Genomic DNA, 13,009 nt, shown 5'->3' with positions numbered 1-13,009 from the left:
GAGCTGTCCTTATGGACCTTCATGATGAATGGCTCAGTTCTACAAGAAAATATATTAAGTTTAATCAATGAGTGACCGGTAAAACATTGTATAGTATTTTACACAGGATTATGGACTTGACTATTAATGGTGATTAATATGATTTATATGATAAACATTAATACTGAAATATTTTTAAGATCAGTAAAAGATTTAAATAAGCTAAAACTTTTAGTCGAGGTTAATAATTTGGATAGACCTAATTTTAGTGCCATAGCTAGAGAATTAGGAGTGGATAGAAGAACAGTTAAAAAGTATTATGATGGAGATATAAAGAAAGTTAGAAAATCTAAAAAATCAAAGATAGATGATTTTTATGATATCATTTCGAGTTTGCTTTCAGCAGAAACGGACCAAATATTTTATTATAAATCTCATCTCTATAGATATTTGGTTAGAGAAAAAGGATTAGATTGTTCAAGAAGTAATTTTAATTATTATATTTTAAAACATGAAAAATTTGCAGAATACTTTAAACCAAACAAAAAGAAAGATGCTGTAAAATCTGAAACTTCCTTTGGAAAACAAGCACAATTTGATTGGAAAGAAAAATTAAAATTTTCTTTTAAAAGCGGAGAAGAGTTTATCTTTAATGTTGGCAGTTTGATATTATCAGCATCTAGGTTCAAATATTGGGCAATTTGTCCATCAACATCTCAAGCATATTTATTTGATTTCTTAACTAATGCTTTTGAAGCATTAGGAGGTGTGCCCAAAGAAATAGTTATAGATAATGCTTCAACAATGATGGATAAAGCTAGAACGGAACGTTCTGACGGTAAAGTTAATCCTAAATTTCAGCAATTTGCTGATGACTTTGGATTTAATATCGTACCTTGCATTAGAGCAAGGCCAAATACTAAAGCAAAAGTTGAAAATCCAATGCGAGTTATTGATGAAATAATGACTTATAATGGATTGCTTAATAATGAGGAAGAGTTATTCGAGAAGATGCAAGAAATAACAAATGAAGCTAATTCAAGAGTCTGTCAGGCAATAGGTATTCCTCCAATATTAGTATTTAAAAAAGAGAAAGAACATCTTTTACCACTACCAAATGATAAAATATGTTCTTATTACAAAAATACAACAATACATGCGAAAGTCAATTCCAATGGACTATTTCGCTATAAGGGAAATCTATATTCTGTCCCCGTTGATTTTATTAATAAAAATATTGTTGTTAAAGTTATTGATAATAACCTATATGTTTATTATGACCATAAATTAATAACTTTACATACAGTTTCTAATAAAAAAATTAATTATCATGAAAATCATCACTTAGCAATGATGAGCTTAACTTTTAGAAACTCGGATAAAGAAGATTTTAAAAACTATGCAGCTAAACATTTAGAGGAGATGAAAAAGTTTAATGAACAATTATCAACAGTTACAGAAGAACTTACATGAACTTAAATTAACACAAATCAGCCTACAAATAGATGACTATATTAATAAAATAAATGAGCATAAACTAAGCATTGTAGACGCTTTGTGTGAGTTAACTAGTAAAGAGGTTGAAGTTAAAAATTTTAATGCTGCGCACGCTATGGTTAAAGTAGCAGCATTCCCGCACCTGAAAGAATTGAAGGACTTTGATTTTGAGTTTCAACCTAAAATAAACAAACAACAATTTTTAGATTTCGAAAGCTTACGTTTTTTAGATAATAATAGCAATATTATATTGATAGGCAATAGTGGCGTGGGTAAGACCCACCTTGCCACGTCAATTGGAATTGCTGCAGCAAAGAAAAGAGTAAGTACCTATTTTATAAAATGCCAAGATTTGATAGAGCAATTAAAAAAAGCTTATATTGAAAACAAACTTGATGATAGAATAAAACATTTTAGTAAATACAAGCTTCTTATAATTGATGAAATTGGATATTTGCCAATTGGAGAACAAGAAGCAAAAATGTTTTTTCAACTTATAGATAGACGTTATGAAAAGAAAAGCACAATAGTTACTAGTAATATTAATCTATCCGACTGGAATCAAATATTTTTAGACAATATGCTAGCTAGTGCTATTTTAGACAGACTTGTTCATCATTCTACTATTGTAAATATTCTCGGAAACTCTTACAGGACGGCTACTGCATTATCCAAAATATCTGATAAAAATAATTGAACAATTGTACATAAAAATATTGGCACAATTGTTCAAAATAGTCTTGACATTAATATGAGCAATCCGATAAGTCCATTGATAATCGAATGGAAAGTCTAAAAGGCTATCTGACAGATGAACTTCAAGCTCTCAATGTTGATACAGTACGCAAAGATATTCCTGTATCGTCTTCTGTAAGAGGATTTCAGATATGGACGGTAGAGCCAACTGGCGACAATGAGTTTAATGTAACCTACAGTGTAGACCAGCTCATTACAGAGGGAGAAAATACAAAGACCGTCCACTCTGCTTATATAGTGAGTGTCTATGTAGATGGTTCTGGAAATATGGTACTGGTTAAGAATCCGACCATTACCAACATACCTAAGAAATCAAGTTATAAACCAAAAGCCATTGAAAGTGAGGGGACGGTTGATTCCATTACAACCAATGAAATCAATGAGTTTTTAACGACGTTCTTCAAGCTCTATCCTACAGCGACAGCCAGTGAACTTTCCTACTATGTGAATGACGGGATATTAAAACCAATCGGAAAAGAGTACATCTTTCAAGAACTGGTAAATCCTATTCACAATCGTAAGGATAATCAAGTCACGGTATCGCTGACAGTGGAGTATATCGACCAGCAGACCAAAGCAACGCAGGTATCTCAATTTGATTTGGTACTTGAAAAGAACGGGAGTAATTGGAAGATTATAGAATAACAAATATTGGTACATTATTACAGCTATTTTGTAATCACGTACTCTCTTTGATAAAAAATTGGAGATTCCTTTACAAATATGCTCTTACGTGCTATTATTTAAGTATCTATTTAAAAGGAGTTAATAAATATGCGGCAAGGTATTCTTAAATAAACTGTCAATTTGATAGTGGGAACAAATAATTGGATGTCCTTTTTTAGGAGGGCTTAGTTTTTTGTACCCAGTTTAAGAATACCTTTATCATGTGATTCTAAAGTATCCGGAGAATATCTGTATGCTTTGTATGCCTATGGTTATGCATAAAAATCCCAGTGATAAGAGTATTTATCACTGGGATTTTTATGCCCTTTTGGGCTTTTGAATGGAGGAAAATCACATGAAAATTATTAATATTGGAGTTTTAGCTCATGTTGATGCAGGAAAAACTACCTTAACAGAAAGCTTATTATATAACAGTGGAGCGATTACAGAATTAGGAAGCGTGGACAAAGGTACAACGAGGACGGATAATACGCTTTTAGAACGTCAGAGAGGAATTACAATTCAGACAGGAATAACCTCTTTTCAGTGGGAAAATACGAAGGTGAACATCATAGACACGCCAGGACATATGGATTTCTTAGCAGAAGTATATCGTTCATTATCAGTTTTAGATGGGGCAATTCTACTGATTTCTGCAAAAGATGGCGTACAAGCACAAACTCGTATATTATTTCATGCACTTAGGAAAATGGGGATTCCCACAATCTTTTTTATCAATAAGATTGACCAAAATGGAATTGATTTATCAACGGTTTATCAGGATATTAAAGAGAAACTTTCTATGGAAATTATAATCAAACAGAAAGTAGAGCTGCACCCTAATATGTGTGTGATGAGCTGTACGGAACCTGAGCAATGGGATGTGGTAATAGAAGGAAATGATGACCTTTTAGAGAAATATATGTCCGGTAAATCATTAGAAGCATTAGAACTCGAACAAGAGGAAATCAGAAGATTTCAGAATTGCTCCTTGTACCCTGTTTATCATGGAAGCGCAAAAAGCAACATAGGGATTGAGCAGCTTATAGAAGTGATAACGAATAAATTTTATTCATCAACATACAGAAAGAAGTCTGAACTTTGCGGAAATGTCTTCAAAATTGAATATTCGGAAGAAAGACAACGTCTTGCATATGTACGCCTTTATGGCGGAATCCTGCATTTGCGGGATTCGGTTAGAATATCGGAAAAGGAAAAAATAAAAATTACAGAAATGTATACTTCAATAAATGGTGAATTATGTAAAATTGATAAGGCTTATTCCGGGGAAATTGTTATTTTGCAAAATGAGTTTTTGAAGCTAAATAGTGTTCTTGGAGATACAAAGCTATTGCCACAGAGAGAGAGAATTGAAAATCCGCTCCCTCTGCTGCAAACAACTGTTGAACCGAGCAAACCTCAACAAAGGGAAATGTTACTTGATGCACTTTTAGAAATCTCCGACAGTGACCCGCTTCTACAATATTATGTGGATTCTACGACACATGAAATCATACTTTCTTTCTTAGGGAAAGTACAAATGGAAGTGACTTGTGCTCTATTGCAAGAAAAGTATCATGTGGAGGTAAAAATAAAAAAGCCTACAGTCATTTATATGGAAAGACCGTTAAAAAAAGCAGAGTATACCATTCACATCGAAGTGCCACCGAATCCCTTCTGGGCTTCCATTGGTCTTTCTGTAGCACCGCTTCCATTAGGGAGCGGAGTACAGTATGAGAGCTCGGTTTCTCTTGGATACTTAAATCAATCGTTTCAAAATGCAGTTATGGAAGGGATACGATATGGCTGTGAACAAGGATTGTATGGTTGGAATGTGACGGACTGTAAAATCTGTTTTAAGTATGGCTTATACTATAGCCCTGTTAGTACCCCAGCAGATTTTCGGATGCTTGCTCCTATTGTATTGGAACAAGTTTTAAAAAAAGCTGGAACAGAATTGTTAGAGCCATATCTTAGTTTTAAAATTTATGCACCACAAGAATATCTTTCACGAGCATATAACGATGCTCCTAAATATTGTGCGAACATCGTAGACACTCAACTGAAAAATAATGAGGTCATTCTTAGTGGAGAAATTCCTGCTCGGTGTATTCAAGAATATCGTAATGATTTAACTTTCTTTACAAATGGACGTAGCGTTTGTTTAACAGAGTTAAAAGGATATCAGGTTACCACTGGCGAACCTGTTTGCCAGCCCCGTCGTCCAAATAGTCGGATAGATAAAGTACGATATATGTTGAATTCAAAATAATTTGATATAATTTGATATTTGATATAATTTGATATATAGTATAATGAATTAAATATACTTTCATAGGAGGAGACTATGGCTCATACATTAGCAGGCACACCTGTGCGTGAAGAAGATTTAATTGAAGTACAAGTTCTTGTAGATGCATATTATAACGAAGCGCCGGACGTAACGGACGATAATCAAAAGGTATCATTCGGTACCTCTGGTCATCGTGGTAAATCCATGGATAAAACATTTACGGATTTACACGTAGCAGCTATTACACAAGCTATTTGTGATGGACGTAGCAAATTTGGTGCCACTGGCCCGGTGTTCGTTGGTCAAGATACACATGCCTTATCTCAACCTGCATTGTTAACAGTTCTTGAAGTATTAGCTGGGAATGGTATTGTAGCTGCAGTAGATAGTGAAATGGGATTTGTTCCTACACCGTCTGTGTCTCGTGCAATCATTCGCTATAATGAAACTTATGATGATAAAGCAGATGGCATCATCATTACACCATCTCACAATCCTCCAGATAATGGGGGCATTAAATATAATCCTGTGAATGGTGGTCCTGCGGACACAATGGTGACTAAATGGATTGAAACAAAGGCGAATGAATATCTTCGTAATTATTGCGAAGATGTAAAACGTATTTCTGTAGATAATATTGAACCAGATGCACAATTACCATACGATTATAAAAAGCTATATGTAGAGGAATTGAGCTCTGTCATCAATATGGAAGCTATTCAATTGGCGAATCCTAATGTGCTCGTCAATGCTCTTGGTGGTAGTGGTGGAGCATACTGGAATGCTATCCGTGATTACTACAATTTGAATCTGACTGTAATCAATTCTGAATATGATCCAACATTTAGTTTCATGACCTATGACCATGATGGCGTAGTACGTATGGATTGTTCATCTCAGTACGCGATGGCGGATGTAATCAAGCAAATCGGTGAATACGATTTGGCTGTGGGTAATGACCCGGATTATGATCGGTATGGTGTTGTCACTGGTGATGGTTTATTGCAAGCGAACCATTATATGCTCGCTGCTGCATCGTATTTGTTCACCACTCGTGGTTGGAGTCAAAAAGGCATTGGTAAAACAGCGGTGGTAACACATCTCGTGGACCGCTGGGCAGAGGATAAACAAATCCCTGTATATGAAGTGCCAGTGGGATTTAAATATTTTGCCTCTCTATTATTTGATGGCACTATCGGTATCGGCGGTGAGGAAAGTGCCGGTGCATCCTTCTTGAAAAAGGATGGTACTGTATGGACAACTGATAAGGATGGCATTATCATGGCGTTGCTAGCGATGGAAATCCTGGCGGTAACGGGTAAAAATCCATCTCAACTTTATGAATCTCTTACAGAAACCTATGGTAAACCTGTATTCGGACGTATTGATGCGGCTTGCTCTAAAGAAGCAAAACAAAAATTAAAAAAATTGCAACCTGAGGATATCACCGTGGAAACCCTCGATGGAGATGCTATTATCAATATTCGTACTACATCTTTGTACAAGGATATGCCAATTGATGGTCTTCGCGTGCAAACAGAGCAAGGTTGGTTCGTGGCACGACCATCAGGGACAGAGGACCTTTACAAAATTTATGGTGAAAGCTATAAAGGGGAAAAAGGTTTGGTGGCTTTACTTTCCGCAGGGGAAGAACTCGTATCTAGCGTAATTAAAGAGTAGTAAACATGCGGTGTATCGAGATGATTCTATTTTACCGATACACTGCACTGTGATATAATATTTTATTATGGTTGCGTGAGAAACAACCGCTAATTATGTAGTTGGAAAAAGGTGAGAATTATGAAATTAGTCATTACCGTTGTAGGTGTAGACCGCGTGGGGATTATTGCGGGCGTTAGTAACGTTCTAGCCGATAATAATGTAAATATTTTGTCCATCAATCAAACGATTATGGATGGTTTTTTCAATATGATTATGATGTGCGAAACGCCAGAGGATGCAAAAAATACTTTGGATGTAGTGCAAGGTGCCTTGAATGAATTGGGCGAAAAGCTAGGCGTTGAAATTCGAGTACAACATGCTGATATTTTCCTTAGCATGCACCGCATATAGGTAGGTGGAATTATGTTATCTATTGAAAATATTTTAGAAACGAATAGCATGATCCATAAAAACCGCTTGGATGTGCGTACTATTACCATGGGGATTAGCCTCTTGGAATGTGCCTCCAGTGATGGTAAACAATTATGCGACCGCATTTATGACCGCATTACAAAAGAAGCGGAACATCTAGTATCTACTGGTGAAGATATCGAACGTGAGCTTGGTATTCCAATCATTAATAAACGTATTTCTGTTACACCTATTTCCTTGGTGGCAGGCGGTACTAATTTGACAAGCTATGTATCTATTGCAGAGGCGTTGGATCGTGCTGCAAAAACAGTGGGCGTTAATTTTATTGGCGGTTTTAGTGCGCTTGTGACAAAAGGGATGACTAAGGCTGACCGTATCTTGATCGATTCTATCCCAGAAGCATTGGCTACGACGGATATCGTATGTAGTTCTGTAGGTGTAGGCTCCACTAAAACTGGTATCAACATGGATGCTGTACGCGATATGGGTATCATCGTTAAGAAAACCGCAGAATTAACAAAAGATAATGATGCGTTGGGGTGTGCTAAACTCGTTATTTTCTGTAATCCTGTAGAAGATAATCCGTTCATGGCGGGGGCGTTCTTCGGTGTCACCGAAGGTGACTGTGCTATTAGCGTTGGTGTTTCTGGCCCTGGCGTAGTAAAACATGCGTTGGAAGGCGTTCGCGGTCAATCCTTTGACGTGGTGGCTGAAACTATCAAGAAAACTGCGTTCAAAATTACTCGCGTGGGTCAACTCGTAGCACAAGAAGCATCACGTCGTTTGAATAAACCATTCGGTATCATTGACCTATCCTTGGCTCCAACACCTGCAGTAGGTGACTCCGTTGCCCACGTATTAGAAGAAATGGGGATTTCCTCTTGTGGCGCTCATGGCACAACGGCTGCGTTGGCATTATTAAATGATGCGGTTAAAAAAGGTGGTCTTATGGCATCCTCCCACGTAGGTGGTTTGAGTGGTGCTTTCATCCCTGTATCTGAAGATGCGGGAATGATTGATGCTGTATCTTGTGGCAGTTTGTCTCTTGATAAATTAGAAGCTATGACTTGCGTATGCTCCGTAGGTCTTGATATGATTGCTATCCCTGGGTATACAACAGCTGACACAATCGCTGCTATCATTGCTGATGAATCTGCTATTGGTATGATCAATAATAAAACGACTGCTGTTCGTGTGATTCCTGTTCCAGGAAAAACAGTAGGCGAAATGGTAGAATTCGGTGGTTTGCTTGGGTATGCCCCAATCATTGAAGTTAGTCCTTACAGTGCGGCTGAATTCATTGCTCGTGGTGGTCGTATCCCCGCCCCAATTCGTAGCTTAACAAACTAATCTTGTAAGACCTAACCTTCATGGGGGCTAGGTCTTTACATACGTTGTAACATATGGCACAGGAGGTGCTCTTATGATGATATACGTATGGGCCTTTGTTGTGGCCTTAATCATTACGTATGCATTAACACCGGTGGTGAGACACTTTGCCATCAGAATCGGGGCGATTGATAAACCTGATGCACGTAAGGTGCATAAAGGAACTATTCCCCGTCTCGGTGGACTAGCTATTTTCCTCGGTTACGTCGGGTCGGTATTATTCAATGTACCACACGATCACTCCGTGTTTGGCCTCATGCTAGGTACTGTCATCCTCGTTCTCGTTGGTATTTGGGATGACATTAAACAAATTGAAGCAAAAACAAAATTGATGGGGCAAATCATTGCCGCTGCTGTCTTGGTGGCGTATGGCATTCGTGTGGACTTCATCGAATTGCCGTTTATCGGTATGATTTATCTTAAATTCTGGTCTGTGCCGTTGACAATCTTTTGGATTGTAGGCTTTACGAATATTGTAAACCTTATCGATGGTCTTGATGGTCTCGCCGCAGGGATTTCATTTATCGCCTGCATCGCCTTGGCCGTTATGACATTACAGCTTGGACAAGTGGAACTAGCTTGTATCGCCTTGGCTTTGGCTGGTGCTACAGTTGGTTTCCTTCGGTATAACTTTAACCCGGCAAAAATTTTCATGGGTGATACAGGCAGTATGCTCCTAGGCTATACATTGGCAGCTATTTCTGTAATGGGTACTGTAAAAACAGCTGCCGCTATTGCCCTTGTGGTTCCAGCTATCGTATTGGGGTTACCAATTCTAGATACTTTATTTGCCATTGTGCGCCGTAAAATTAGCGGTCGACCTATCTTTAAACCGGATAAAGGTCATGTGCATCACCGTTTGTTGGCACAAGGTTTGACACAAAAACAAGCAGTGTTGATGATGTACGCTGTGACGGCCTTTCTTGGTGGTGTATCCGTTATCGTCGTAGAGGTAAATATCTGGGTTGGAGCTCTAGTAGTGCTTGTACTCTTTATTTTGAGTATTTTTATTGCTCGGCGTTTGGGTGTTATTGCTAACAATGATGGCATCGAACAACTTGCGGGTGATAGTGACAGCTCTAAACATGGCATTGTAGGTAATGCACGTAACGTTGATGCATCTTACGACAATGATACGACTATTGCATTTGAAAGACATGAATTAAACGAAGCCCTAGGGCAACATGAGGACGAACATAAAGGTTCCTAATAGATTATGAACAAAGTGTTTTTAATAGAGTAGAACAAAATGGTTCCTGATGTAGGAGGACTGAACATGCTAAAAGTAATGACAATCTTTGGTACTCGACCAGAGGCAATAAAAATGGCTCCTGTTGTAAAGGCCTTGGCTGAGGCTCCCGATATGGATCCAATTGTAACTGTTACAGCTCAACATCGTGATATGCTCGACCAAGTATTGCGTTTATTTGATATTACTCCTGATTACGATCTTAATATCATGAGTCCAGGTCAAACATTGTATGATGTAACTGATCGTGCCTTGTTGGGTTTGAAATCCGTATTAGAGGAAGCAAAGCCTGATGTTGTGCTCGTTCATGGCGATACAACGACGACATTTGCTGGTGCATTAGCGAGCTTTTACCAAGAAATCCCTGTTGGGCACGTTGAGGCAGGCCTCAGAACTGGTAACATTTATTCACCATTCCCTGAGGAAATGAACCGTAAACTTACAGGCTCATTGGCAACCTATCATTTTGCTCCAACATCTAGTTCTGAATCGAATTTGGTGAAAGAAAATATTAACCAAGATCATCTCTATGTGACTGGTAATACTGTTATTGATGCGTTGGCAACTACCGTTCGTGAGGATTATGTTTTTGAAGAGGAGGCTATCAATGCATTAGACTCTACGAAACGTATCGTTCTCGTCACCACTCATCGTCGTGAAAACCTTGGTGAACCAATGCGTCATGTGTATGGTGCCATACGTCAATTAGTTGAAGAATTTGAAGATATTCAAATCGTATTCCCAGTACACAAAAATCCAAAGGTGCGCCAAGTCGTACAAGAGGAACTGGGCACAGTGGAACGTGTCACATTAATTGATCCACTGGATTACGAACCATTTGCCAATTTGATGGCTAAATCCTATTTGATTCTTACTGATTCCGGGGGGATTCAAGAGGAAGCGCCAGCATTAGGTAAACCAGTTCTCGTATTGCGTGATACTACAGAACGCCCAGAAGCAGTCACAGCTGGCACTGTACGTTTAGTAGGTACTGACAAAGATGCGGTTCATGATGCAGCTTATGAACTATTACATGACGAAGATGCGTATAAAATAATGTCTAATTCCGTTAATCCTTATGGTGATGGACAAGCATCTCGCCGTATTGTAGAAGCATTACGCCATGAATTCCTTGGCAATCCCAATGTGCCAGATCGCTTTGGAAAATAAATAAAAAGATCCTCGAAGGATTATTCCAATAGAGTGGATTATAACATGTATAAGTAGTACCTCATCGCATGAGGTGGCGTTGCATTGAGGTAGCACCACTTCATGCAATATTTTTATGTTAACCGTAATTGATATGGTAATTGTACGGTAAAGTATTTCTAGGTCAAGGCTTGGAAGCGAATAATCTTTGAGAAAGGAGGTCCACAGCATGAATGAATCTAAGCAAGCTATAAAATCAGCACCAGACAATCTGGAACAACAGGTGGATACAATACATCAAGTTAAGAAGCAACACAAGGGGCAAACCAGTGAGGACGAAAAACAAACAAAAGTAGACATGCTGAAAGCCGTTGCGGTGGCCTCCTCCGCTGGTATTAGTTTGCTCTGTAGTATTGGTGGTTGCCTATGGTTAGGTTATGAATTCGATAGTACCTTTGGAACATCACCAGGAGGAATTATCATGGGTGGTATTATTGGCGGCTTTGGGGGCTTATACATGCTGTATAAGCAAGTTGTCAAATAGAGTGGTGCGTATGAATAGCTTGATTATATTATTAAGAAAGATATTAGTAGCTTGTATGGTTGTCGCTCTTTTAGGTAGTTTGGGTATTTTGTCTCTTGGCTATACTGAGTATTTAGGTGGATGGCTTTGGGGGCAATGGATTGTGATGTTATACCTAGCGCTATTGGGATTTCATTCGTACAAATTGCAATTTGTAGATCCAGAAGATATTGTCCGAAAATCTCGGATGCAAGCAGCTCAACGATTACTTTTGGTTATAGCTCTTGTGCTTATTAGTACAAAATTTGCCTTTATTAATCCCTTCATGGTTGTATGTAGTTTTTTAATTACAAAGCCGGTATTGTACATTGTGTATTGGAAATATGACCATTGATTGATTTAATTTGCATATAGGCATGCACCCTAGGGTTATTTTAGAATTTCTTATAATTCACTGTATAAAGAGAAAGACAGTGGATAATTATTTTTTATATTATGCAATACATAATAAAAAGTGATGTCTATTATAAAAATAATAAAAGTTTAACTCTTTATGTCATAATCGGATAAAACTGCATAAACATCGATGTATTATGAATATTTGGTATATAACGGATAGGAATTATCAACTGTTTCAGGTTGAACGCATATTCATTATAGGGTATGATTATAATAGTTAAGCCTTTGTTTTAAGTATATATGCGTATGGAAAGGGGTTGAAGTTGTGGAATTGCATGCAGGCCACCATACAGTGGTACAGTGGATGGGATTATCCTTTCACATTGATACCTTGTATATGACATGGCTTACGATGGCGATTGTTATTGTCATTACAATGTTAGCTACGCGCAAGCGGGCATTGGTGCCTTCAGGCATTCAAAACGTGGTAGAGATGGTGTTGGAAACACTAGAGGCACAGTTTGCACCGAATTTAGGTAAACACTGGTCTAAAGTGAGTTCCTTATTATTCACTTTCTTTCTATTCATTTGTATCGGCAATGAATTAGGTCTACTACCAAGCGGTGGGAAACTATTCTCGCCAACAGCCGATATTAATACGACATTAGGATTTGCATTAGCAAGTTCTGCTGTAGTCTGGGCTACAGGTATTCGTATTAAAGGCATAGGATTCTTTAAACATTTTTTCGAACCTTATGTAGCATTATTTGTACTAAATGTATTTGAAGAAATTGCCAAAGTTGTTACCTTGGCAGCCCGGTTATTTGGTAATATTCTAGCCGGTGAAATCTTATTGGAGGTAATGTACAATTTATTACCTGCCTATGTACCACTTGAGTGGGCATGGATTGCATTTAGTTTAGTAATTGGTGTTATTCAAGCATTTATTTTTACAGTATTGACGTCTTCGTATTTATCACAAGTCGTTGCGGAACATTAATTAGGATTTATGGAG

At 37.8% G+C, this 13,009-nt stretch carries 12 protein-coding genes and 1 pseudogene; all 13 read left to right on the top strand.

Translation table 11 applies throughout. The features are described from left to right. Positions 1 to 138: 138 nt before the first annotated feature. The 13 genes and pseudogenes from istA (at position 139) to atpB (ending at position 12,994) form a co-directional block, all read left to right on the top strand. Positions 139 to 1,452, top strand: a complete 1,314-nt coding sequence (gene istA / locus RVY80_RS08640) for an IS21 family transposase (RefSeq protein ID WP_317330266.1) — start codon at positions 139 to 141, stop codon at positions 1,450 to 1,452. Next, positions 1,415 to 2,173, top strand: a complete 759-nt coding sequence (istB, locus tag RVY80_RS08635) for an IS21-like element helper ATPase IstB (protein WP_032491274.1) — start codon at positions 1,415 to 1,417, stop codon at positions 2,171 to 2,173. Before istA ends, istB begins: the two co-directional genes overlap by 38 nt. A gap of 65 nt (positions 2,174 to 2,238) precedes the next feature. After that, positions 2,239 to 2,877 (top strand): annotated as a pseudogene (locus RVY80_RS08630) (conjugal transfer protein); the annotation flags it as partial. Positions 2,878 to 3,151: 274 nt separating this feature from the next. Next, the gene (locus RVY80_RS08625) at positions 3,152 to 3,238 is read left to right on the top strand and encodes a tetracycline resistance determinant leader peptide (RefSeq protein WP_012386611.1); all 87 of its coding nucleotides are present in this window, start codon (positions 3,152 to 3,154) and stop codon (positions 3,236 to 3,238) included. A gap of 15 nt (positions 3,239 to 3,253) precedes the next feature. After that, positions 3,254 to 5,170: a tetracycline resistance ribosomal protection protein Tet(M) gene (gene tet(M), locus RVY80_RS08620; protein WP_317330264.1), complete on the top strand. Its 1,917-nt coding sequence runs from the start codon at positions 3,254 to 3,256 to the stop codon at positions 5,168 to 5,170. Positions 5,171 to 5,245: 75 nt separating this feature from the next. Then, the gene (locus tag RVY80_RS08615) at positions 5,246 to 6,871 is read left to right on the top strand and encodes a phosphoglucomutase (RefSeq protein ID WP_295187465.1); all 1,626 of its coding nucleotides are present in this window, start codon (positions 5,246 to 5,248) and stop codon (positions 6,869 to 6,871) included. A 120-nt stretch (positions 6,872 to 6,991) separates the two neighbouring features. Further along, entirely contained in the window at positions 6,992 to 7,264 is a 273-nt protein-coding gene (locus RVY80_RS08610) for an ACT domain-containing protein (protein WP_317330263.1), read from the top strand. Between the two features lie 12 nt (positions 7,265 to 7,276). Beyond that, positions 7,277 to 8,635, top strand: coding sequence for a PFL family protein (locus RVY80_RS08605; RefSeq protein ID WP_317330261.1), 1,359 nt, complete (start codon positions 7,277 to 7,279; stop codon positions 8,633 to 8,635). 73 nt (positions 8,636 to 8,708) lie between these two features. Beyond that, on the top strand, positions 8,709 to 9,884 hold the full coding sequence (locus tag RVY80_RS08600; RefSeq protein WP_317330260.1) for a glycosyltransferase family 4 protein: 1,176 nt from the start codon (positions 8,709 to 8,711) through the stop codon (positions 9,882 to 9,884). A 66-nt stretch (positions 9,885 to 9,950) separates the two neighbouring features. Further along, positions 9,951 to 11,093 carry a non-hydrolyzing UDP-N-acetylglucosamine 2-epimerase gene (gene wecB / locus RVY80_RS08595; RefSeq protein WP_295187476.1) on the top strand — a complete coding sequence of 381 codons (1,143 nt, stop codon included), beginning with the start codon at positions 9,951 to 9,953 and terminating at the stop codon, positions 11,091 to 11,093. A 208-nt stretch (positions 11,094 to 11,301) separates the two neighbouring features. Continuing rightward, a complete protein-coding gene (locus RVY80_RS08590) occupies positions 11,302 to 11,616 on the top strand; it encodes an AtpZ/AtpI family protein (protein WP_295187478.1) in 315 nt (104 codons plus the stop codon). Positions 11,617 to 11,626: 10 nt separating this feature from the next. Continuing rightward, positions 11,627 to 11,989, top strand: coding sequence for a hypothetical protein (locus RVY80_RS08585; protein WP_317330259.1), 363 nt, complete (start codon positions 11,627 to 11,629; stop codon positions 11,987 to 11,989). Between the two features lie 330 nt (positions 11,990 to 12,319). Beyond that, on the top strand, positions 12,320 to 12,994 hold the full coding sequence (atpB, locus tag RVY80_RS08580; protein WP_317330258.1) for a F0F1 ATP synthase subunit A: 675 nt from the start codon (positions 12,320 to 12,322) through the stop codon (positions 12,992 to 12,994). Positions 12,995 to 13,009: the final 15 nt, after the last annotated feature.

Source organism: Veillonella absiana (genome assembly GCF_032970865.1).
Taxonomy (GTDB): domain Bacteria; phylum Bacillota; class Negativicutes; order Veillonellales; family Veillonellaceae; genus Veillonella; species Veillonella absiana.
This window is presented reverse-complemented; position numbering and strand designations above follow the sequence as displayed.

What these genes read in the sequence shown, in the direction of transcription:
- RVY80_RS08610 (WP_317330263.1), top strand. Translation starts at nt 6,992, where the DNA reads ATGAAATTAGTCATTACCGTTGTAGGTGTAGACCGCGTGGGGATTATT.
- RVY80_RS08615 (WP_295187465.1), top strand. Translation starts at nt 5,246, where the DNA reads ATGGCTCATACATTAGCAGGCACACCTGTGCGTGAAGAAGATTTAATT.
- istB (WP_032491274.1), top strand. Translation starts at nt 1,415, where the DNA reads ATGAACAATTATCAACAGTTACAGAAGAACTTACATGAACTTAAATTA.
- RVY80_RS08605 (WP_317330261.1), top strand. Translation starts at nt 7,277, where the DNA reads ATGTTATCTATTGAAAATATTTTAGAAACGAATAGCATGATCCATAAA.
- RVY80_RS08590 (WP_295187478.1), top strand. Translation starts at nt 11,302, where the DNA reads ATGAATGAATCTAAGCAAGCTATAAAATCAGCACCAGACAATCTGGAA.
- RVY80_RS08585 (WP_317330259.1), top strand. Translation starts at nt 11,627, where the DNA reads ATGAATAGCTTGATTATATTATTAAGAAAGATATTAGTAGCTTGTATG.
- RVY80_RS08625 (WP_012386611.1), top strand. Translation starts at nt 3,152, where the DNA reads ATGCTTTGTATGCCTATGGTTATGCATAAAAATCCCAGTGATAAGAGT.
- RVY80_RS08600 (WP_317330260.1), top strand. Translation starts at nt 8,709, where the DNA reads ATGATGATATACGTATGGGCCTTTGTTGTGGCCTTAATCATTACGTAT.
- istA (WP_317330266.1), top strand. Translation starts at nt 139, where the DNA reads ATGATTTATATGATAAACATTAATACTGAAATATTTTTAAGATCAGTA.
- wecB (WP_295187476.1), top strand. Translation starts at nt 9,951, where the DNA reads ATGCTAAAAGTAATGACAATCTTTGGTACTCGACCAGAGGCAATAAAA.